Here is a 20,561-nt window from a genome sequence, read left to right as displayed (position 1 = left end):
TGATCGCGGTTTACCGTTTATGACACTCTCAAAACGCGCTCATCGACCTCAACGTAGGCTGATGTTTATAATCAACTTTACGCCACTTCTCACGGAACCGCTATGCGCATCATCCACACTTCGGACTGGCACCTTGGCCAGAACTTCTACAGCAAAAGCCGCGCGGCTGAACATGACGCGTTCCTGAACTGGCTGCTCACCACCGCCGAACATGAGCAGGTGGATGCTATTATTGTCGCGGGCGATATCTTCGATACCGGCTCCCCGCCAAGCTATGCGCGCGAACTGTACAACCGATTTGTGGTCAATTTGCAGCAGACCGGCTGCCATCTGGTGGTGCTGGCGGGCAACCATGACTCCGTGGCAACGCTGAATGAATCCCGCGATATTCTCTCATTTCTGAATACCACGGTGATTGCCAGTGCCGGTCATGAGCCCTTTATTCTGAATCGCCGCGACGGCACGCCCGGCGCGGTGTTCTGCCCGGTGCCGTTCCTGCGCCCGCGTGACATTATTACCAGCCAGGCGGGGCTCTCCGGCGGCGAAAAAGTCCAGCAGGTGCTGGCGAGCATTACCGACTATTACCAGCAGCAATACCAGCAGGCTTGTGAACTGCGCGGCGATGCCACGCTGCCGATTATTGCCAGCGGCCATCTGACTACCGTCGGGGCCAGCAAAAGTGATGCGGTGCGCGACATTTATATTGGCACACTGGACGCATTTCCGGCGCAAAACTTCCCGCCTGCCGACTATATCGCGCTGGGCCACATCCACCGGGCGCAGAAAATCGGTGGCAGCGAGCATATTCGCTACAGCGGTTCGCCTATCGCCCTCAGCTTTGATGAAACCGGCAAAGCCAAAAGCGTCAATCTGGTGAGCTTCACCGACGGCAAGCTTGCCGACGTCACGCCGCTTACCGTGCCCGTGACTCAGCCGCTGGCGGTAATCAAAGGCGATTTTGACGCTATCAGCGCCCAGCTAGCCGAATGGCGCGATGCCGCCGCAGAGCCGAGCACCTGGGTGGATATTGAAATCACCAGCGACGAATACCTGCATGATATTCAACGTAAAATTCAGGCCATCACCGATGACCTGCCGGTCGACGTGCTGCTGGTGCGCCGCAGTCGTGAACAACGCCAGCGCATTCTGGCAAGCCTTGAGCGCGAAACCTTGAGCGAATTGAGCGTCGAAGAGGTGTTTCAGCGTCGTCTGGCGCTGGAAACGCTGGAGGAGCCGCAGCAACAGCGCCTGCACGCGCTGTTTAATGACACCCTCCAGAGTCTTGGTGAGGAGGAACAGCCATGAAAATTCTCAGCCTGCGCCTGAAAAACCTTAACTCGCTCAAGGGCGAGTGGAAAATCGACTTCACCCAGGAGCCGTTTGCCAGTAACGGTCTGTTTGCTATTACCGGCCCAACCGGCGCGGGGAAAACCACGCTGCTGGATGCCATCTGCCTGGCGCTGTACCACAAGACGCCGCGCTTAAGTAACGTCTCCCAGTCGCAAAATGACCTGATGACCCGCGACACTGCCGAGTGCCTGGCGGAAGTCGAGTTCGAGGTTCAGGGCGTGGCCTATCGCGCCTTCTGGAGCCAGAACCGCGCCCGTAACCAACCGGACGGCAACCTACAGGCGCCGCGCGTCGAGTTGGCGCGCTGCGACGACGGGCAAATTCTGGCGGACAAAATTAAAGACAAACTGGAGATGACCGCCTCGCTGACCGGCCTCGACTACGGTCGTTTTACCCGCTCGATGATGCTCTCTCAGGGCCAGTTTGCCGCCTTCCTCAACGCCGAGCCAAAAGAACGTGCTGAGTTACTCGAAGAGCTGACCGGCACTGAAATTTATGGTCAGATCTCCGCACAGGTCTTTGAAAAACATAAGCAGGCACGTGGCGAACTGGAGAAGCTTCAGGCGCAGGCCAGCGGCGTAGTCCTGCTGAGCGAAGAGCAGCAGCAGACCCTGACACAGAGTTTGCAGGCGCTTACTTCTGACGAGCAGCAGTGGCAACAACAGCAGACCGTCGCCGCACTGCATCAGCAGTGGCTCACCCGTCAGCAGGAGCTGGAACAGGACGGGAAAACCCACCAGCAGTCGCTTAATACTGCCCACCAGGCGTTGGAAGAAGCGCAGCCACAGCTTGCTGCGCTCAACCGGGCGCAGCCTGCGGAAGCGTTACGCCCGCGCTGGACGCAGCTACAGGAACAGGCCGCCACGGTGGCGAAAACCCACCAGTTAGTAGAGCAAGTAAATACTCGCTTACATGACTCCCGCCGCCTTCGCGACCGTATCCGAGTGAGCGCTGAGCAGCAGGCCACCACGCTCCAGCAGACCCAAAGCCAGCTTCAGCAGTGGCTGCAGGAAAACGAACACATCCAGCAGTGGCTGGGGGAACTGACCGGCTGGCGTAGCGCCTTCAGTCAACAGGCCCGTGAACGCGTTCAGCTAGAGACCGCCACACAGCGTCTGGCTGAGCTGGAAAAACAGCTCGCCCAATTGCCGCCTTCGGCGTTGACGCTGACTCAGGAAGAAGTGGCCGGGCAAATTGCCCAGCACGCGGCCAGCCGCCCGCTGCGCCAGCAGCTAAGCGCACTGCATTCGCAGTTCATCCCGCTGCAAACGCGCCGCCAGCAGCTTTTACACGCACAGCAGCAGCGCCAGCAACAGCTGGAGACGCTGACCGCCGGGCTCACCCAACTCCGTCAGGTCTATAAAGAGAAAAAGCAGCAGCGCGATGACGTCAATGCCATCTGCGAGCTGGAGGCAACGATCGTACGCCTCGAGGCTGAGCGCGCGCGTTTGCAGCCAGGCGCGCCTTGCCCGTTGTGCGGCTCAACCAGCCACCCGGCGCTGGCGGAGTACCAGGCGTTAACCCTGGATGCCAACAAAGCCCGCCGCGATGCGCTGGAAAAAGAGGTTGCCCGACTCGCTGAAGAAGGCGCCACGCTGCGCGGTCAGCAGGCCGCGCTGGAAAAACAGCAGCAGCTGGAAAATGCCGAGCTGGCGACGCTTTGTGAGCGAGAGCAAGCACTTACATCACAGTGGCAGACGGTCATTCAGGGGTTGGATATCACGCTACAGCCTGCTGACGATATCAACGGCTGGCTGGCAGCGCAGGAAGAGGCCGAACAGCAGCGCTATCACTACAGCCAGCGCCTGACGCTCGACGCGCAAATCCGTGAGCTACGTACCCAGTACACCCAGCAGCAGGATGAACTGGCGCAGCGTACCGCTTTGCTTACCCAGACGCTCGCTGGCTTCGGCCTTGCCCTTCCGCAGCCCGACGAAGCGCACCGCTGGCTGGCTGCCCGTGAAGCGGATACCCAGCGCTGGCAGCAGCAGCAGAAACAGAGTCTGGAGATTCAGCAGCAACTCGTGCTGATCCAACCGCTGCTCGACACCCTTCCTGCGGTGCAAAACCCTGAAGATGCCCACCCGGTGGCGCTCGACGGCTGGCAGCAGGTACACCATGATTGCGTGTCGCTGGAGAGCCAGTGGCACACGCTCCAGCAGCAAGAAGCGCAGGAGAAACAACGTCTGCAACAGGCCGAGCAGGCCTTCGACCAGGCGCTGGCCGAGTCGCACTTTAGCAATCGCCAGGACTTCCTTCGCGCCCTGCTGGACAACGCGGAACGTCTTCGTCTGGAGCAGCTAAAACAGACGCTGGAAACGCAGCATCAGCAGCGCCAGACGTTAGCGGCACAGGCGCAGGAGGCAATACAGCGTCATCTGACTCAGCGTCCGGAAACACTGAGCGAGGCGTTAACGCTGGCAGATGTCCAGACGCAGCTCCAGCACATTTCCCGCCAACTGCGTGAAAACAGCGAACGCCAGGGCGAGCTGCGCCAGCAGTTGAAACAGGATGAAGAGAATCGCCAGCAGCAGCAGTCGTTGTTCCTGGAGATAGAAAAAGCCAGCGCCGCGCTGGAGGACTGGGCACATCTGAATGCGCTGATTGGCTCTAAAGAGGGCGATAAGTTCCGCAAATTTGCCCAGGGGCTGACGCTGGATAATCTGGTGTGGCTCGCCAACGAACAGCTCAGTCGCCTGCACGGTCGCTATCTGCTTCAGCGCAAGGTCAGCGACGCGCTGGAACTGGAAGTGGTCGATACCTGGCAGGCGGACGCGGTGCGCGATACCCGCACCCTCTCCGGCGGCGAAAGCTTCCTCGTCAGCCTTTCGCTGGCGCTGGCGCTCTCCGACCTGGTGAGCCATAAAACGCGCATCGATTCGCTGTTCCTTGATGAAGGCTTCGGCACGCTGGATAGCGAAACGCTGGACACGGCGCTGGACGCGCTGGATACGCTCAACGCCAGCGGTAAAATCATCGGCGTGATTAGCCACGTTGAGGCGATGAAAGAGCGGATTCCGGTACAGATTAAGGTGAAGAAGATTAACGGGTTGGGATATAGCCGGTTGGATAAAATGTTTAGCGTGGAGTGAGGTTTCCCCTCACCCCGGCCCTCTCCCGGAGGGAGAGGGAGAAAAGCGATACCGAACGGTTCCCTCTCCCTTTGGGAGAGGGTTAGGGTGAGGGCAACATCACGCTGGCCACAACCACGCCGCCCCACGTACCCCACTGGAGTCCCCGTGCAGCGCCTTGCGAATCGGTGTTTCACACTCACCGCCGAATACCCACGCTTTCACCAGCTGCGGTACCGTCTGATACAAACGCTCAACGTTGCTCATCCCACCGCCCAGCACAATCACGTCAGGGTCGAGAATATTCACCACGTGCGCCAGCGATTTCGCCAGCCGCTGCTCGTAACGACTCAGCGCCTGCTCGGCCAGCGCGTCGCCTTCGCTCACTAGCTGTATAATCTCACTGCCTTTTAGTGGATTACCGCTCAGGCGGTGATAATCCGTAGCAAAGCCGGTGCCGGAAATAAAGGTTTCAATACAGCCTTGCTTACCGCAATAACACGGGACTTCTGCCCGGAAGCGCAGCTCGTCGTCGTTCATCCACGGCAACGGATTATGTCCCCACTCGCCCGCCGTACCGTTACCGCCGATGTGCGCACGGCCTCCCAACGCCACGCCCGCGCCGCAGCCGGTACCGATGATCACCGCGAACACCGTCTGCGCCCCTGCTGCCGCACCGTCCACCGCTTCAGATACCGCCAGGCAGTTAGCATCGTTCGCCAACCGCACTTCACGATTCAGGCGGCGACTGAGGTCTTTATCAAACGGCTGGCCATTGAGCCAGGTCGAGTTGGCGTTTTTCACCACCCCGGTATAGGGGGAAATTGAGCCAGGAATGCCCATGCCAACCGTGCCCGTTTGCCCGGTTGCCTCTTCGGCGAGAGCAACAAGATGCGCAATGTTCTCAATGGTTTGCTGATAATCACGTGGCGTCGGCAAACGGTGGCGATAAAGCTGCTCACCCTGGTCGCTTAGCGCGATGACTTCGGTTTTCGTTCCACCCAGATCGATACCAATTCGCATTCATAACTCCTGTTTAAAACAATGCAAGGGCGAGGACAATTCGTTATCATTGCCCGCTGATTTAACGACAACACCGTGGAAATTATCATGCTGTGGTTCAAAAATTTAATGGTTTATCGTCTCAGCCGCGACATCTCCCTGCGCGCGGAAGAGATGGAGAAACAGCTCGCTGAGATGACCTTCACCCCATGCGGCAGCCAGGATATGGCAAAAACCGGCTGGGTACCGCCGATGGGCTCACACAGCGATGCGCTGACGCACACAGTAAATGGTCAGATCATCATTTGCGCCCGCAAAGAAGAGAAGATCCTGCCCTCTCCGGTGATTAAACAAGCGCTGGAAGCGAAGATCCAAAAGCTCGAAGCCGATCAAGGCCGCAAGCTCAAGAAAACCGAAAAAGATTCGCTGAAGGATGAAGTCCTGCACTCTCTGCTGCCGCGCGCTTTCAGCCGTTTCAGCCAGACGATGATGTGGATCGACACCGTTAACGATCTGATTATGGTCGACTGCGCCAGCGCCAAAAAGGCGGAAGATACGCTGGCGCTGCTGCGTAAAAGCCTCGGCTCGCTGCCAGTGGTGCCGCTGACGCTGGAAAATCCAATCGAACTGACCCTGACCGAATGGGTGCGTTCCGGATCGGCGGCGCAAAGTTTCCAGATTCTGGATGAAGCCGAGCTGAAAGCGATCCTCGAAGACGGCGGCGTGATCCGCGCGAAGAAACAAGATCTGGTGTGCGATGAGATAGCCTGTCATATCGAAGCCGGTAAGCTGGTGACCAAGCTGGCGCTCGACTGGCAGCAGCGCATTCAATTTGTGATGTGCGATGACGGTTCCATCAAGCGTCTGAAGTTCTGTGACGAACTGCGCGATCAGAACGAAGATATCGACCGAGATGATTATGCTCAGCGTTTCGACGCGGACTTTATTCTGATGACCGGCGAACTGGCTGCAATGATTAAAAGCCTGGTAGAAGGTTTAGGCGGCGAAGCCCAGCGTTAAGTGGGAAATTCCCTTCCTGCCTCAGCAGGAAGGGGATGGATTACAGATAGCGGCACAGATAAGAGGTTGGCTCTGCAACCTGCAGGTTAAACTCGCTGTGGCCCGGCACGTTGAACACTTCCCCTGCGGAATAGACTTTCCATTCGATTTCACCCGGTAACAGCACGTTCAGCGCGCCGCTAATCACCGTCATCTCTTCCGGCTGCGCGGTACCGAAGGTGTATTCGCCTTCCGCCATCACGCCCACGCTGGCACGACCCGTGCTGCTGCTGGTAAAGCCAATGGATTTCACTTTTCCGTCAAAGTATTCGTTGCTCTGAAGCATAAACAGGCCCTTATTATCTCGTCGTCAAAAGACCAATATAGGGTTGCGAACAGAAACCTGTCACGCGAAATCATACGCTTAACACAATAATTCTGCCGCCAGTCTGGCCACCAGCACATTCGACAAGAGAACCGGCACATCCAGCGCCTTTTGTAGCAGGTCACGGTGACGCTGGTGATAACTCAGTGAGTCTAGCACCAGCACATCAGCGCCTTGATCCAGCAGCGAGTTGCCGGCTGAAATCAGGTGCTGGTCGGTATCGCGAAGCGGGTTAGCCAGCGCGTAGTAAGGCAAATTGGACAGCATCCGCCACTTCTCCTGTTGGGCATCGAGAATGGCTTCCACGGGGACCAACACCCCGACCTGATGTCCCTCAACGATAGAGGCGACCAACGGTGGAATAATACGCTGGGGCTCCAGCAGAATCGCATTGCGCGCCACCATACTGCGTAATTTAAACGTATTCAGTAGCAGAATGACGTCGTAGGATTGATTGTCCAGCACCTCAATCACGGCCTGCAGGCTGTGCTCGACTTTCAGGCGGGAAACTTCAGCAAACTGGTTATCATTTAACAGAACCAGCAAACGTTCTTCACCGGGTTCTGGTGCATACTCTTCCATGACTTCCACACGGCTCATTTTGCCTAACAGGCTAATGTGGGTGATTTGATCTTCCCTGATGTGCTCGGTCAATAGCGGCAATACTTCACTCACGGGCACGACCCCTATCGTAAGAATCGCCATCGTTGCACTCATGTTATCTACCTTCTGCTTCTCTTATGCTCGCTTTACACATAGCCACCTGGATGGATGAAAAATACCGCTCAAAAGCGTAGCAGTTCATCCGCCGGGCAGAATGTAAAGATTCCCGTTATTTCCAGTACTCTCCTGATAAATTTTGATTTTAACGTTTCTATAACATTAATGATAAGCCAAAAATGTGACTTACGCGCAATATAGCCACAAATAAAAAATGGTTATATCGGCAGTCAGAGGTAAAACCTGAGGAGGAGAAAACGCAGAATAAAGAGGGAGAGCGGACGTGCCCTGCTAGCTGGCCGTGGCCAGGTGCAGAGCATCAAGAATCAGCGTGACAACACGTTCTGGTGCCGCAGAGGCATCAACAACGTAATGAGCGGTTTCACGGTACAGCGCATCTCGCTGCGCCAGTACTTCCGCCACTTCTTCGCTAATCGGTTTACCGGTCAGCGTCGGGCGCTGGGACTCTTCTGGAAAGGCTTCCAGACGACGCGCCAGAACCGGTACCGGGGCGTTCAAATAGATAACCACACCGTTCTGGCGCATAAATTCGCGGTTAACGGGTGCAAGAATAATACCGCCGCCCGTTGCCACCACCGTGCTCGGTTGGGTGACCGACATCAGCGTCTGGGTCTCGCGTGCGCGAAATCCCGCCCAGCCTTCGAGGTCAACAATCTCCGCCACACTCATGCCGGACTGCTGCTGTAACGCCAGGTCAGTATCAACAAAGTGAAAATGGCAGGCATGGGTAAGCGCTTGACCTATCGTCGTTTTTCCGCAGCCTCGGGCTCCGATAAGAAAAATCGGCTGTGTCATGACCTGGAATTCCCCCTGATGACGCGTAAATGCGGGATGTGTAGATGATGCGCCAATGATATCACCAAACTAGTACACAAGTAAGTGTAAACTTTATATTACATTCTGATATGGCTGGAGACCTATTTTACCGCTACACGCTGCTATAATGCGCAAATTAAGCGTAAAAAAAACATGCCACAAAGCGTGTCGCTAACAGTACATGAAAGTACCTGACTTTGACAAGCCGGACATCGCGGCAAAAGGTAGCACATTTATGTGACAGAAATCACGTCAGCCGCGTTTGACCGCCAGCAGCCATTTATCCAGCTCAGCGGCAAACTGTTGGCGATCGCGTTGGGAGAGCGCCGCAGGCCCGCCGGTCTGAATACCGCTGGAGCGCATGGTGTCCATAAAATCACGCAGGGTTAAGCGCTCTTTGATGGTCGCCTCGCTGTAGCGTTCACCGCGAGGATTCAGCGCCGCGCCGCCCTTTTCTAACACCTCAGCCGCCAGCGGGATATCGGCAGTGATCACCAGATCGCCGGGCTCGCAGAGGCGAACGATTTCGTTATCGGCCACGTCGAACCCTTTTGGCACCACCATTGCGCGGATAAAACGCGACGGCGGCACGCGCAGATACTGGTTAGCGACCAGTACCAGCTCAATCTGCGTGCGGTCTGCGGCGCGAAACAGCACCTCTTTAATCACGTTCGGACAAGCGTCCGCATCAACCCAAATGGTCATCGATACTCCAGAGTGAATATTATCGCAAAGCGTGATTATACAGAGAGCCGGGACGCGTACGTAATAATTGCCAGCTGAATGATAAAAGTAGGTTACCCATCGCCGGGAATCGCCTATAACAGTAAACTACGAAAAAAACAGACAGAGGGAGAGTGAAATGGAGAAGAAGATTGGCTTCATTGGCTGCGGCAACATGGGGAAAGCCATTCTTGGTGGCCTGATTGCCAGCGGCCAGGTACTTCCTGGGCAGATTTGGGTCTACACGCCGTCACCGGATAAAGTGGCCGCGCTGCGCGACGAATTCGGCATTAACGCGGCGCAAAGCCCGCAGGAAGTGGCTCAGGTTGCCGACATCGTCTTTGGTGCCGTGAAGCCGGGCATCATGGTTAAAGTGTTGAGTGATATCGCCTCGAGCCTGAATAAAGACTCACTGGTGGTGTCCATCGCCGCGGGCGTAACCCTGGAGCAGCTGGCGCGCGCGCTGGGCCACGATCGTAAAATCGTACGCGCCATGCCTAATACTCCATCGCTGGTGAATGCCGGGATGACCTCCGTTACCCCGAACGCGCTGGTGACACCGGAAGATATCGCCGATGTGCTGAATATTTTCCGCTGCTTTGGTGCGGCTGAAGAGATCGCTGAAGCGATGATCCACCCGGTGGTAGGCGTCAGCGGCTCGGCGCCAGCCTACGTCTTTATGTTTATCGAAGCGATGGCCGATGCCGCCGTGCTGGGCGGTATGCCACGCGCTCAGGCCTATAAGTTTGCCGCACAGGCGGTCATGGGCTCAGCGAAGATGGTGCTGGAAACCGGTAAGCATCCGGGTGAGCTGAAGGATATGGTCTGCTCCCCTGGCGGCACCACCATTGAAGCCGTGCGCGTGCTGGAAGAGAAAGGCTTCCGCTCTGCGGTCATCGAAGCGATGGCCAAATGCATGGAAAAATCAGAGAAGATGAGTAAATCATAAGTCGCAGGCCCGGCATCGCGCCGGGCCTGATTTTCTTGCCATAAAAAAAGCGCCCACGGCGCCGTTAGTTATTTGTTTTTCAGACAGGTACTCATAAAGGTTTTACGTTCGTCGCCCTTTAAGGTTTTGGTGGCTGCCTGCGCGTTACAGTCCTTCATTTTTTGCTGCTGCGGGGTCAGTTTTTTGCCATCAGCGGCCGCACTTTCCCCCTTCAGACAGCTGCTCATAAAGGTTTTACGCTCATCACCTTTCAGGGTTTTTGACGCGGCTTCATGATTACACGTGCTCATGCGCTGCTGCTGCGGCGTCAGGGTTTTCTCCGGCGCTGCCGCCGTCGTTGCCGCAGACACGGCGCCCGCCGTAAACAGACCACACAGTAGGGTAACCAGTAATGTTGTTTTCATTGCACCATCCTTTTGTGAGTAGAACTCTGTAAGTCTGGTCGCTGGAAGGAATATTACCAACCCGACGACAAAATTTTGCCGTCGGGCGAGTGTCAGGGCTTAAAGCCCCAGCGCCGCTTTCATGGTGTAGTAGAGGTCCGTCTGGTCGGTCAGGCCAACCACGTTCGCCGCGTGCGGGCCGTAGGCCGCAATGCGCAACTGGGTGCCGGTATGCTCCATCGACTCCTCTTCCGAGTTGCCGTAGCTCATTACCATCACCGAACCATCTTTGGTGTTCAGCGCCTGCGTCAGGCCAGGTGCCTTCGTTTCCGGTGGGATAATCTGGCTGGCGTGGGCATGGTCAGCGGTGACGATCACCAGCGTATTGCCGTCTTTTTTGGCAAATTCCAGCGCCTTCTGTACCGCTTCATCCAGATCGACCGTTTCGCCAATCTGGCCACACGGGTTTGCCGCGTGGTCCTGTTTATCAATCGACGCGCCCTCTACCTGCAGGAAGAACCCTTTTTCGCTGGTGCTCAGCAGAGAGATAGCTTTATCGGTCATCTGCGCGAGGGTCGGTACGCTGGCATCGCGTTTCGGGTTTGGGGCGCAGGTCACGACCGGTTTATCGAGATTACCGTGAAAGGAGGCTTTCGGTCCTTCCCAGCGTACCGGCATGTTGCCGTCTGAGAACAGGCCCAGCAGCGGCTTATCCTGGTTTGCCTGGGTAATCGCCGCCAGCGTTGTGGCATTATCAACGAGCTGATAACCCCGCGCCTGCGCCTGTTCACGCAGCGTTTTCCCCTGCCATTCCCCCGCCGTTGCGGTTTCAGCAAAGGTCTTCGCACCGCCGCCCAGCGTCACGTCCGCACGCGCATTCAGCAGCTGTTCGGTGATGGAGCCCTTGCCGCCTTTCTCCAGCGCATTGGTTGGGCATTTTTCGCTGGTCACGCTTGGGCCATAGCATTTACGTGAGGTCACATGCGATACCAGCGCAGCAGGAGTGGCGTCCTGCAGTTCGGCGGTAGAAACGTTCCCTGTTGCCAGGCCAGCTGCTTTTGCCAGCTCGAGAATGGTCTGGTGATCTTTTTCGTGGATGTCCACGCCCAGCGCACCGTTATAGGTTTTCACCCCGGTACTCCAGGCCGTCGCGGACGCCGCAGAATCGGTGACATAATCCGGCTTACCGGTTTTTTTATTCAGCGCGTAGTGCGTGTACTGCCCGGTTAGCGGCAGCGCATCAATACCTTTGAAATAACCGCCCGCCCCTTCAGCATAGTTACGCGCAGCGGTAATTTCAGAATCGCCCATCCCATCGCCAATCAGCAGAATAACGTTTTTGGCCTGCTTATTATTCAAAGAGGCGCGAATGGCTTCGGTTTGATCGGCAGATAAACGGCGAGCACCGCCCGGCTGGGTAATATCCCCTTGCGCGGCACGGTTATCCAGAACGGCAATTGATGTGTCCGCGTGTGCGGCAGATAAACCCAGCAGAGGTAATAATGCGGCAAAAATAGCACTGTATTTCACGTTAGTTTCTCCATGTACAAATACTTAAAAAATGAAACATGGAGACTGTAAGAAAAGTGCGTGACATTTTAATGACACCCAAAATGATGTCATTACCTACTAATTTTAGGGATGCAGAAATAACCGTTTAACATGGTTATATAAGAGTTCGCTATTATGGTCGCTGGCGTGTTCTGCAGGGGCGAGTTTATTCAACGTCGCGGCTATTTCATCCTCCAGTACCGGGCCAGAACCTTGCTGTACATGCTGTAAAAGCGTGGTCACCACCACTTCAAGTGCATCGACCTGAATACGTAACGCGTTTGCTTCATCTTCCTTTTCGGCCAGTTTGACCAGCAGTTCTGCAATGAAATTTTTCATCGCGCGTTTTCCTTGTATGACGGCGTGGGCAGGACTCAAGCCCTGAAAAAATAAATAGACCGCAAAACCTTACGGCGCTATTCCCCCTTCAGCAACATCGAATAGAATTACAATATATTACGTATTCTGCAATAGTCCTCGGCAAAAATATAATCCTCATCAATATCATGGAATTACTTACCGGTATCGCCAGCGAAACGTTTTTCTCATTAAATAATGCAAGGCGCGAAGAGGGAATATGAAGAGTGTAGTGCGGTAATCAGGGAATAAACGCCGCCGCGTTTATTCCCCTCTCAATGCCGGTATTACTGACGTACGGGTTGCGCCCGACGCAGCATTACCGCTAATTGCCAGAGGTTAATCAGCACAATCACCGCGGTGACAATAAATACCCAGCGGAAACCGGCCATCGCCGAAATGGAGGCACCTATTAACGGGCCGGCCACGTTACCCAGGTACATAAAGGACTGGTTATAACCAAAAATACGCCCGGTGACGCGCTCGCTAATATACTTCAGCAGCAGCGTTTGTACCGCAGGCAGCATCGCGCCATCGGCAAAGCCAAGAATAAAGCGCAGCACGCCCAGCTGGAACGGCGTGGTGACAAACGACATAGCAAAGAACAGCACCACTGCAAACGTCAGCGTACCCAAAAGTATGCGGCCCGTGCCGATACGATCGCCAAGCTTACCCAGCCTCGGAGCCGAAATAAGCGCCGACACGCCGGGGACGGCGGCAATCATGCCGCTCAAGAAGGCGATATTACTGCTATCTGGCGACATCGATTTAATAAACAGCGCCAGAATCGGGCTGATAGACCCGTTACATAACTGAATAACCATGGTGGTGACGAACAGGCTAATCACCAGCCCCGGATAAGGCAGCGTCGCAAATACCGCTTTCCCGCTGAGCTTTTCCCCTTTATTGAACTGCGGGCGCGGGCCCTCTTTAATCAGGAACAACGTCACCAGGAAGCTCACCAGCAGCAGGAACGCGGTAATGTAAAAGACCATTCTCAGGCCAACGTGGTCGGCCAGGAAGCCGCCAAGCAACGGCCCACCGATAACGCCGGTGATTTGCGCCGTGGACAGCGTGCTGAGCGCCCAGCCGCTGCGCTCACGCGGCACCTGGGAGGCCACCAGCGCCATCGCGTTAGGAATATAACCTGAGGTTAAGCCCATTACCGCACGCAGGAAAAAGAGCTGCCAGACGTTGGTTGCAAAAGCCTGCAGCAGGATAGCAATCGCCATCCCCAACGAGGCACGTAGCAGCATAAGCTTACGGCCTTTGCGGTCGGCCAGGCTGCCCCACATTGGCGAAACAATGGCAGAAACCAGGAAGGTGACGCTGAAGGTTAACCCGGACCACATGGAGAGAGATTCATGGGAGGTGACGCCCAACTGCGCCACGTAAAGCGGCAAAAACGGTAAGATCTGGCTGATAGCCAACCCGGTGAAAAAACAACCGAGCCAAACTGAAATAAGGTTAACCTTCCAGGATTCCATAACTACACGTATTCGTTCTTTTTGTGAGGACAAGTAAACAGGTTAGCAAGTTGCGCTTTGCGCCGTATTGTCAGAGATGCTTAATGCATTATTTCAGAACAATATCAGCCACTCAGCGCTTTTGTGTGATAAATATCACGCTTCAGGCGCTATTATGCAGTCACTTATTCTTAAGCTCTGCCTGCGATTTACGCACTTTGATATGGAAAAGGCAGATGCCTCCCCGCACCCGTGGTATGTTATGTGCTTTGCGTTTGGAATGGATGGAATTTGAGATGGCAAAGTTGCGGGTTGGGATTGTTTTTGGCGGCAAATCAGCGGAGCACGAAGTCTCCCTACAGTCTGCTAAAAATATCGTAGAAGCGATTGATAAGACGCGTTTTGAGGTCGTTCTGCTGGGGATCGATAAGCAGGGGCAGTGGCACATCAGCGATGCGCAAAACTACCTGTTAAACGCCCACGATCCTGCCCATATCGCGCTACGCCCTTCCGATATCACGCTGGCCCATATCCCTGGCAAAGCGCATCAGCAGATGATCAATGCTGCAAGCGGCCAACCGCTGGATGCCATCGATGTGATTTTCCCTATTGTTCACGGCACCCTGGGTGAAGACGGTTCCCTGCAGGGCATGCTGCGTATGGCAAACCTGCCGTTCGTCGGCTCTGACGTTCTGGGTTCCGCCGCCTGTATGGATAAAGACGTCACCAAGCGTCTGCTGCGCGACGCCGGGCTTTCTATCGCGCCGTTTGTGACGTTAACCCGTCGCACCCGTGACAGCTTCTCGTTCGATGAGATTAAAGCGAAGCTCGGTCTGCCGCTGTTCGTTAAACCGGCAAACCAGGGGTCATCCGTCGGCGTCAGCAAGGTGAACAGTGCCGAACAGTATCAACAGGCCGTGGCGCTGGCGTTTGAATTTGACCACAAAGTGGTGGTTGAACAGGGCATTAACGGGCGTGAAATTGAGTGCGCGGTGCTCGGCAATGATGACCCGCAGGCCAGCACCTGTGGCGAAATCGTTCTGAACAGCGAATTCTACGCCTACGACACCAAGTATATTGACGATAACGGCGCAAAAGTGGTGGTTCCAGCGGCGATCTCCGCCGAAGTGAACGACAAGATTCGTCATGTTGCGATTGAAGCCTACCAGACCTTAGGCTGCAGCGGGATGGCGCGCGTTGACGTGTTCCTGACCGAAAATAACGACGTGGTAATTAACGAAATCAACACCCTACCGGGCTTCACCAATATCAGCATGTATCCAAAACTGTGGCAGGCCAGCGGTCTGGATTACACCTCGCTGATTACGCGTTTGATTGAGCTGGCGCTGGAACGTCATCAGGCCGATAAGGCGCTGAAAACATCGATGAACGGGTAGGATTTTCCCCGGCGTCGCTGCGCTCGGCCGGGCTACCGGTCGTGCAGCGACGCCGAAAATGCATTTGTAGAATGAATTATTCTTCCCGACGGCGAATGATAAAACCGGCCAGCCAGAAGCTAATCACCCAGGTCACCATCCCCACGGCATAGGTTTGCCAGCCTTTAGCCTCGAACCCAAGCAGCCCGACAATCCCGTTCAGAATAAAGATAAGACCAATGGCAAAGGCATAGTAATGCCAGTCACGGCGAATTTTTGCAGGCAGGTTCATAGCGACTCCAGCATAAAAAAACGATGATGCCATAAACCCGCGTCAGCGTCTGTGGTGTAAACAACAATTCGCAGATGTTAAATCAATTAACGTCAAGCCGGAAACGGACAATCAATAAGCCTGAATGATAATCCAGGACTATTCCTGCTCAAAATTTACCATAAATCCGATATTGACAATCCCTTTCTGCTGCCACACTCACCCCAGTATCACGAAACGATCGGCATTTACGTTATCCTGGAGGTCTCAATGACAGATTTCACGTTGTCAAAACTCATGTTCAGTGGGAAAAAGAGGGACTCCTCCGCCTCAGGCAATCTGGCCTACGCGCTTTTCGTTCTGCTCTGCTTTTCGGTCGGCGCGCAGCTGTTGACTCTGGTGGTTCACGCACCCGGTGTCTATGAACATCTGATGCAAATGCAGGACAGTGGTCGCCCGCGCGTTGAAATTGGCCTTGGCGTGAGTACGCTATTTGGCGTGGTGCCGTTCCTGGCAGGCTGCGCTATTCTGGGCGTGGTCTCCCTCGTACGCCGCCTGCGTCATCACGATTAATTGATGGCCATACATTTGGCCCGACGCTCATCCACCCGTTTTGCAAACCACGCCGTGGTTAATTTACGGGTGATCTTCGGGCTTTCAAGCTGAATCCCCGGCAACATCTCTTTTGCCAGCGATTTACCCGCCTTCTGCTCCGCAATTTTATAAACCCCTTGATAGAGCGCCGTAGTTTCAAACGCCTGGCTATCGCCTTTTTGCAACTGACGATGGATGTCGCTATTGCTGAGCGAAAGCTTGCTGGCAAGCTTTCTGACCGCCATTTCCGTGCTGCCCGGCTCATCGCTACCGTAGAGAATCACATCACCGTCGAGCGCCAGTTTCACTCCGGTGGCCTTGCTCACCGCGTACTGGAATGCCGCATTACGGCTGGCATACCAGCCAGCGTTAAAATCAGCAAAACGATAAATCGGCGCCGTGTAGCTAGCCGGATAATTCAGCAGATGATAAGTACCAAACCACAGGCCGCCGCGCAGGGTAAAGACCTCCTGACGCACGGTACCGTCCATCTTCCATGGATAGCCGTTCTGGTGCTGCTCGGCAAAGGCGATGCTTACCTGCATCGGCCCTCCGGTGTGTACCGGATTCAACGAGCCGAACAGCTTCTGCCCCATCGGCACCATACCGATAAAGTCATCAAAAATAGCGCTGAGCTGTTTTTCCGTTTTGACCGTATCCAGCCGTTCACTGTAGCTCTTACCGGTAGGAGAGTTAATCTTCAGCGCCGTATGCACCAGGAAGACGGGGATATGCATTTTCTCGGCACGACGATCGATCTCCTGCCAGGCAATTTTGCTTAACTCCGGCACCGCCGGATCTGCCTGGTAGTTAGACTCCTGCTGCGCCACCGCCAGCACCGAACAGATATTTTCCTCGGTTGGTGCAAGCTTCTGGCTTTCAAACGTTTTCGCCAGCGCCTGCGCCCAGGCATCGCGATCCTTCACGCTGGCCGGCATTTTTTGCCGCACGACGCTTGCCACATCTACCGGTTTTTCTCCCGCCTTCATCGTGGGTGCCTGCTGGCTGGTACAGGCGCTAAGCAGTACCGCCAGGAAAGGCACAGGGAGCGCAAGGTAGCGCGATGCGGCAATCGCCATAAGATATCCTTATAAAATTAAAGCGTTTTTATTAAGCCTGCGGCTGAGCAATCTCATCCGGTATGTCTTTATTATCCAGTTCTCGCTCAAAGCTGCGCAGACGTTTGTAGATGGACATCAGTTCCACCAGCGTGGTCCAGGAGCTAATCAGGTACTGGAATGACCCACGTACCTGGCCGAAAACGTTGGTAATCTGCGTCATCAGGCCGAGCGTAATCGTACCGGCAACAATTGACGGAAACAGCAGGAACAACCCGAAAACGTTATCCACCTGCAGATACAAAATGCGGGCGATATTGAAGTACATGTAATGGAAGTAAAGGCGGAAGTAGTTCTGACGTACCGCGCTAAACAGTTCTCGCACGGTTGGCGGCGTCGCGCGGCTCGCATCATCTTCACCGTACACCAGTTCTTTACGATAAGCCGCTTCGACACGCTGATTCTTAAAGTTCAGCCCCGGCAGTTTGATCCCCACCACAGCCAGCATCCCAGTCCCCATCAGCGACCAGACGATAGCCGCAATCACCAGCCCATAAGGAACATGGCCAATAATCGGCAGGTCAGGAACGTGCGCCGAGAGCGTTACCAGCACCGGCAGGAAGGCAATCAGTGTCATAATGGCATTGATAAAGCTGGTGCCCATATCTTCCAGCGTCGAGGCAAAGCGCATCGTATCTTCCTGCACACGCTGCGCGGCACCTTCGATATGACGCAGATGCTGCCAGTGTGTCATATAGTGTTCGTTCATCGCCGTACGCCAGCGGAAGACATAATGGCTGACAAAGAAGTTATTCAGTACCCCAATCACCACGGCGATAAGCGCAATCCCCAGGAAGATACCGATCTCCTGGTAAAACTGGTTAATCGAGACTTTGTTCGGCGTTGCCAATGCGGTCTGGATGAGGTCGTAGAACGGTGCATACCAGGCGTTAATCGCCACGCCGACTTCCACCATAAACCATGTCACGAAGATGATGAGCGCGGTGCCCAGTATGGACCAGTACTGCCAGCGATGCGGGCTGCGAATAAACCAATAGCCAGCAAACAAGCCAACGCACACCAGATAGTAAGCATAAAAGATCAGGTAGTTCATCGACCAGAAGCGCGCGGCGCTGATCGGAACATCGTTACTCGCGCCCGTCAGGCGAAGTAAGTAGCTGCCGCCGCCCACCTGCCAGAAAATGACCGCTACCATTGCCCAAATAAATGCCGAGAGAAAAAATGGACCCGGCTTAGGGAAAAAAGACTTAAACATAGTGCTCTCCTGCTAACTTCTTATGATTCTGCTTTGTGCTGTGACAACAGAATACCGCTACGGATCATTTTTACCGTAAAGAGGTATTAGGCGATGTAACTGTGCAATCAGACCTGAAAATGGCGATAGAGTTCGCCAGACGGCATCGTATGTATCATACGCGCCGGATCACAAAAGTGCGTATCCACCTCAATGAATAATCTCTGCATTTACGCTCGGTTACGTTTTTCCCGCTATCATACCGTTTAATGGCGCTGTGCCAGATGCCGATTCATTGTATTTTTAGTATAAATACGCATTACTTCCCCATTTCTATTTATGGATGCATCCGTTGAAACGTAGTCTGCTTTTTTCTGCCGCGCTCTGCGTGGCGTCATTGACCTCGGTGCAGGCCGCTCAGCCTCTTACCACCCCCGCGTTTGCGTCCGATATTGTTGACCGCTACGCCAATCATATTTATTACGGCAGCGGTGCAACCGGTATGGCACTGGTGGTTATCGATGGTAACCAGCGGGTGTTCAGAAGCTTTGGCGAGACGCGCCCAGGCAACAACGTGCATCCCCAGCTCGATTCCGTTATCCGTATTGCCTCACTGAGTAAGCTAATGACCAGCGAGATGCTGGTAAAACTGCTCGACCAGGGCGTGGTGAAGCTTGACGATCCGCTCAGCAAATATGCCCCGCCGGGTGCACGTGTTCCAACCTATAACGGCACGCCGATAACCCTGGTCAATCTGGCAACCCATACCAGCAGCCTGCCGCGCGAAATGCCAGGCGGTGCGGCTAATCGCCCGGTCTTCGTCTGGCCAACTCAGTCTCAGCGCTGGAGCTATCTCTCCACGGCAAAACTGCATGCCGCGCCAGGATCACAGGCGAGCTATTCGAATCTAGCGTTTGACCTGTTGGCCGATGCGCTGGGCAACGCCACGCATAAGCCTTATCCGCAGCTGTTTGAAGAGCAGATTGCCCGTCCGCTGGGCATGAAGGACACCACCTTTACCCCCTCACCGGATCAATGTAGTCGTCTGATGGTCGCGGAAAAAGGGGCAAGCCCGTGCAATAACACCCTCGCGGCAATGGGCAGCGGCGGCGTTTATTCCACGCCGGGCGATATGATGCGCTGGATGCAGCAGTATCTTTCATCGGATTTCTATCATCGCAGCAGTCAGGCCGATCGCATGCAAACCCTGGTTTACAAGCGTAATCAACTCACTCGCGTGGTGGGTATGGACGTTCCGGGTCATGCTGATGCGTTAGGGTTAGGCTGGGTCTATATGGCGCCGAAAAATGGCCGACCGGGTATTATCCAGAAAACCGGCGGTGGCGGCGGTTTTATCACCTATATGGCGATGATACCTCAGGCTAACGTGGGCGCATTTGTGGTGGTCACGCGTTCTCCGCTTACCCGCTTTGTGAATATGAGCGACGGTATCAACGAGTTGGTAACCGAACTGAGCGGCAACAAAGCTGCCGTCATTCCGGCGTCTTAATAGTGAGTAGGCAAGCGCGTGATGCTAACGAGTTTGCCTTTCTCCATCTCGATATACTCCCCTTTGCGTAACGCGGAGAGCACTTCGGCTATGACTGAACGTGAGATTCGCGTGCGCTGCTGAATATAGCTCAGCACCCCCATTCGCGAACGGATATCTTCATCCCAGTCGATCATCGTCAGCAGCGTCGAGCGGATCTGGTGGTAATGGTTGGTGCCAATGAGCTGCCTGTCACGCATTTCCAGCATCCGGATTTGCCATGTCATCCAGTAAAATGCTTCTCGCCATAGCTGATAGCGCTCCAGGCACTTGAGCGTTTCCCGTGACGGAAGATAGTAACCACGGCAGTTGCTCTCTGCGACCAACTGGTATTCATTACGGATGGTATTAGCAGCAGCCGCCAGACCAAAAATCGACGGACTGTGTACGATGCCGTACAGAATATGCCCCTCACTGCGGTGCAGCGACACCGCGCCCTGCTGAACGACAACCGTGACATCATTCATGGTGCAATTGGCAGGAAGAAGCATCTCCCCAGCAGCAATCTGGAAGCGCGTCCCGATTTGAGACAGTTTTTTATCAAGAGCCATGAATTCATTGAGCGGCTTGCTTGAAGAAGGCATGTTATGCAATCCCTGCAAAAAAGCCCGTCATCATGACGGGCGTGGAATAAAGCGTAAAACACCGGAAAGTCTCCTTCCCGG

At 54.9% G+C, this 20,561-nt stretch carries 20 protein-coding genes; 7 read left to right on the top strand and 13 right to left on the bottom strand.

What is annotated here, in order from left to right; translation table 11 throughout:
* The first annotated feature begins 102 nt into the window (after positions 1-102).
* Together sbcD and sbcC are read left to right on the top strand one after the other, a co-directional pair.
* Positions 103-1,305: an exonuclease subunit SbcD gene (sbcD, locus tag AB2B48_RS23060; protein ID WP_368300368.1), complete on the top strand. Its 1,203-nt coding sequence runs from the start codon at positions 103-105 to the stop codon at positions 1,303-1,305.
* Positions 1,302-4,442 (top strand): exonuclease subunit SbcC, encoded by a 3,141-nt coding sequence (gene sbcC / locus AB2B48_RS23055; protein WP_368300367.1) that lies wholly within the window; start codon positions 1,302-1,304, stop codon positions 4,440-4,442. Before sbcD ends, sbcC begins: the two co-directional genes overlap by 4 nt.
* A gap of 99 nt (positions 4,443-4,541) precedes the next feature.
* Here sbcC and mak read toward each other — a convergent pair whose 3' ends face one another.
* Positions 4,542-5,444: a fructokinase gene (mak, locus tag AB2B48_RS23050; RefSeq protein ID WP_368300366.1), complete on the bottom strand. Its 903-nt coding sequence runs from the start codon at positions 5,442-5,444 to the stop codon at positions 4,542-4,544.
* A gap of 87 nt (positions 5,445-5,531) precedes the next feature.
* On the opposite strand from mak, the gene rdgC reads away from it, so the two are divergent.
* On the top strand, positions 5,532-6,443 hold the full coding sequence (gene rdgC, locus AB2B48_RS23045) for a recombination-associated protein RdgC (RefSeq protein WP_123649988.1): 912 nt from the start codon (positions 5,532-5,534) through the stop codon (positions 6,441-6,443).
* Between the two features lie 40 nt (positions 6,444-6,483).
* Here the strand turns inward: rdgC and ppnP are convergent, their stop codons facing one another.
* The 4 genes from ppnP to AB2B48_RS23025 all read right to left on the bottom strand — a co-directional run bounded on the left by ppnP (position 6,484) and on the right by AB2B48_RS23025 (position 9,069).
* Positions 6,484-6,768, bottom strand: coding sequence for a pyrimidine/purine nucleoside phosphorylase (ppnP, locus tag AB2B48_RS23040; RefSeq protein WP_333495188.1), 285 nt, complete (start codon positions 6,766-6,768; stop codon positions 6,484-6,486).
* A gap of 78 nt (positions 6,769-6,846) precedes the next feature.
* Positions 6,847-7,524, bottom strand: a complete 678-nt coding sequence (locus AB2B48_RS23035) for an AroM family protein (RefSeq protein WP_368300365.1) — start codon at positions 7,522-7,524, stop codon at positions 6,847-6,849.
* Positions 7,525-7,818: 294 nt separating this feature from the next.
* Positions 7,819-8,343 (bottom strand): shikimate kinase AroL, encoded by a 525-nt coding sequence (gene aroL, locus AB2B48_RS23030; protein ID WP_185667196.1) that lies wholly within the window; start codon positions 8,341-8,343, stop codon positions 7,819-7,821.
* 273 nt (positions 8,344-8,616) lie between these two features.
* Positions 8,617-9,069 carry a YaiI/YqxD family protein gene (locus AB2B48_RS23025; RefSeq protein WP_220440106.1) on the bottom strand — a complete coding sequence of 151 codons (453 nt, stop codon included), beginning with the start codon at positions 9,067-9,069 and terminating at the stop codon, positions 8,617-8,619.
* 157 nt (positions 9,070-9,226) lie between these two features.
* Here AB2B48_RS23025 and proC point away from each other — a divergent pair, with 157 nt between their 5' ends.
* Positions 9,227-10,036 carry a pyrroline-5-carboxylate reductase gene (proC, locus tag AB2B48_RS23020; protein WP_185667198.1) on the top strand — a complete coding sequence of 270 codons (810 nt, stop codon included), beginning with the start codon at positions 9,227-9,229 and terminating at the stop codon, positions 10,034-10,036.
* A 68-nt stretch (positions 10,037-10,104) separates the two neighbouring features.
* Here proC and AB2B48_RS23015 read toward each other — a convergent pair whose 3' ends face one another.
* The 4 genes from AB2B48_RS23015 to AB2B48_RS23000 form a co-directional block, all read right to left on the bottom strand.
* Positions 10,105-10,440, bottom strand: a complete 336-nt coding sequence (locus tag AB2B48_RS23015; protein ID WP_185667199.1) for a PsiF family protein — start codon at positions 10,438-10,440, stop codon at positions 10,105-10,107.
* Between the two features lie 99 nt (positions 10,441-10,539).
* On the bottom strand, positions 10,540-11,949 hold the full coding sequence (gene phoA / locus AB2B48_RS23010; RefSeq protein ID WP_368300364.1) for an alkaline phosphatase: 1,410 nt from the start codon (positions 11,947-11,949) through the stop codon (positions 10,540-10,542).
* 105 nt (positions 11,950-12,054) lie between these two features.
* Positions 12,055-12,309, bottom strand: coding sequence for a sigma-S stabilization anti-adapter protein IraP (locus AB2B48_RS23005; RefSeq protein WP_368300363.1), 255 nt, complete (start codon positions 12,307-12,309; stop codon positions 12,055-12,057).
* A 305-nt stretch (positions 12,310-12,614) separates the two neighbouring features.
* Positions 12,615-13,814, bottom strand: coding sequence for a multidrug efflux MFS transporter (locus tag AB2B48_RS23000; protein ID WP_185667202.1), 1,200 nt, complete (start codon positions 13,812-13,814; stop codon positions 12,615-12,617).
* A gap of 275 nt (positions 13,815-14,089) precedes the next feature.
* Here AB2B48_RS23000 and ddlA point away from each other — a divergent pair, with 275 nt between their 5' ends.
* On the top strand, positions 14,090-15,190 hold the full coding sequence (gene ddlA / locus AB2B48_RS22995) for a D-alanine--D-alanine ligase (RefSeq protein ID WP_368300362.1): 1,101 nt from the start codon (positions 14,090-14,092) through the stop codon (positions 15,188-15,190).
* 76 nt (positions 15,191-15,266) lie between these two features.
* Here ddlA and AB2B48_RS22990 read toward each other — a convergent pair whose 3' ends face one another.
* Entirely contained in the window at positions 15,267-15,461 is a 195-nt protein-coding gene (locus tag AB2B48_RS22990; protein ID WP_185667204.1) for a DUF2754 family protein, read from the bottom strand.
* A 249-nt stretch (positions 15,462-15,710) separates the two neighbouring features.
* Between AB2B48_RS22990 and AB2B48_RS22985 the strand changes: the two genes are divergently transcribed.
* On the top strand, positions 15,711-16,013 hold the full coding sequence (locus tag AB2B48_RS22985) for a DUF2755 family protein (RefSeq protein WP_185667205.1): 303 nt from the start codon (positions 15,711-15,713) through the stop codon (positions 16,011-16,013).
* Here the strand turns inward: AB2B48_RS22985 and AB2B48_RS22980 are convergent.
* On the bottom strand, positions 16,010-17,113 hold the full coding sequence (locus AB2B48_RS22980; protein WP_368300361.1) for a DUF1615 domain-containing protein: 1,104 nt from the start codon (positions 17,111-17,113) through the stop codon (positions 16,010-16,012). The genes AB2B48_RS22985 and AB2B48_RS22980 overlap by 4 nt on opposite strands.
* 31 nt (positions 17,114-17,144) lie before the next feature.
* On the bottom strand, positions 17,145-18,368 hold the full coding sequence (sbmA, locus tag AB2B48_RS22975) for a peptide antibiotic transporter SbmA (protein ID WP_220440104.1): 1,224 nt from the start codon (positions 18,366-18,368) through the stop codon (positions 17,145-17,147).
* 331 nt (positions 18,369-18,699) lie between these two features.
* Here sbmA and ampH point away from each other — a divergent pair, with 331 nt between their 5' ends.
* Positions 18,700-19,857, top strand: coding sequence for a D-alanyl-D-alanine-carboxypeptidase/endopeptidase AmpH (gene ampH / locus AB2B48_RS22970; RefSeq protein WP_368300360.1), 1,158 nt, complete (start codon positions 18,700-18,702; stop codon positions 19,855-19,857).
* On the opposite strand, the gene AB2B48_RS22965 is transcribed toward ampH, so the two are convergent.
* Positions 19,854-20,480, bottom strand: coding sequence for a helix-turn-helix domain-containing protein (locus AB2B48_RS22965; RefSeq protein ID WP_185667209.1), 627 nt, complete (start codon positions 20,478-20,480; stop codon positions 19,854-19,856). The genes ampH and AB2B48_RS22965 overlap by 4 nt on opposite strands.
* Positions 20,481-20,561 lie beyond the last annotated feature (81 nt).

It is taken from the genome of Kluyvera sichuanensis (assembly GCF_040930405.1).
In the GTDB taxonomy this organism is placed as follows: Bacteria; Pseudomonadota; Gammaproteobacteria; order Enterobacterales; family Enterobacteriaceae; genus Kluyvera; species Kluyvera sichuanensis.
This window is presented reverse-complemented; position numbering and strand designations above follow the sequence as displayed.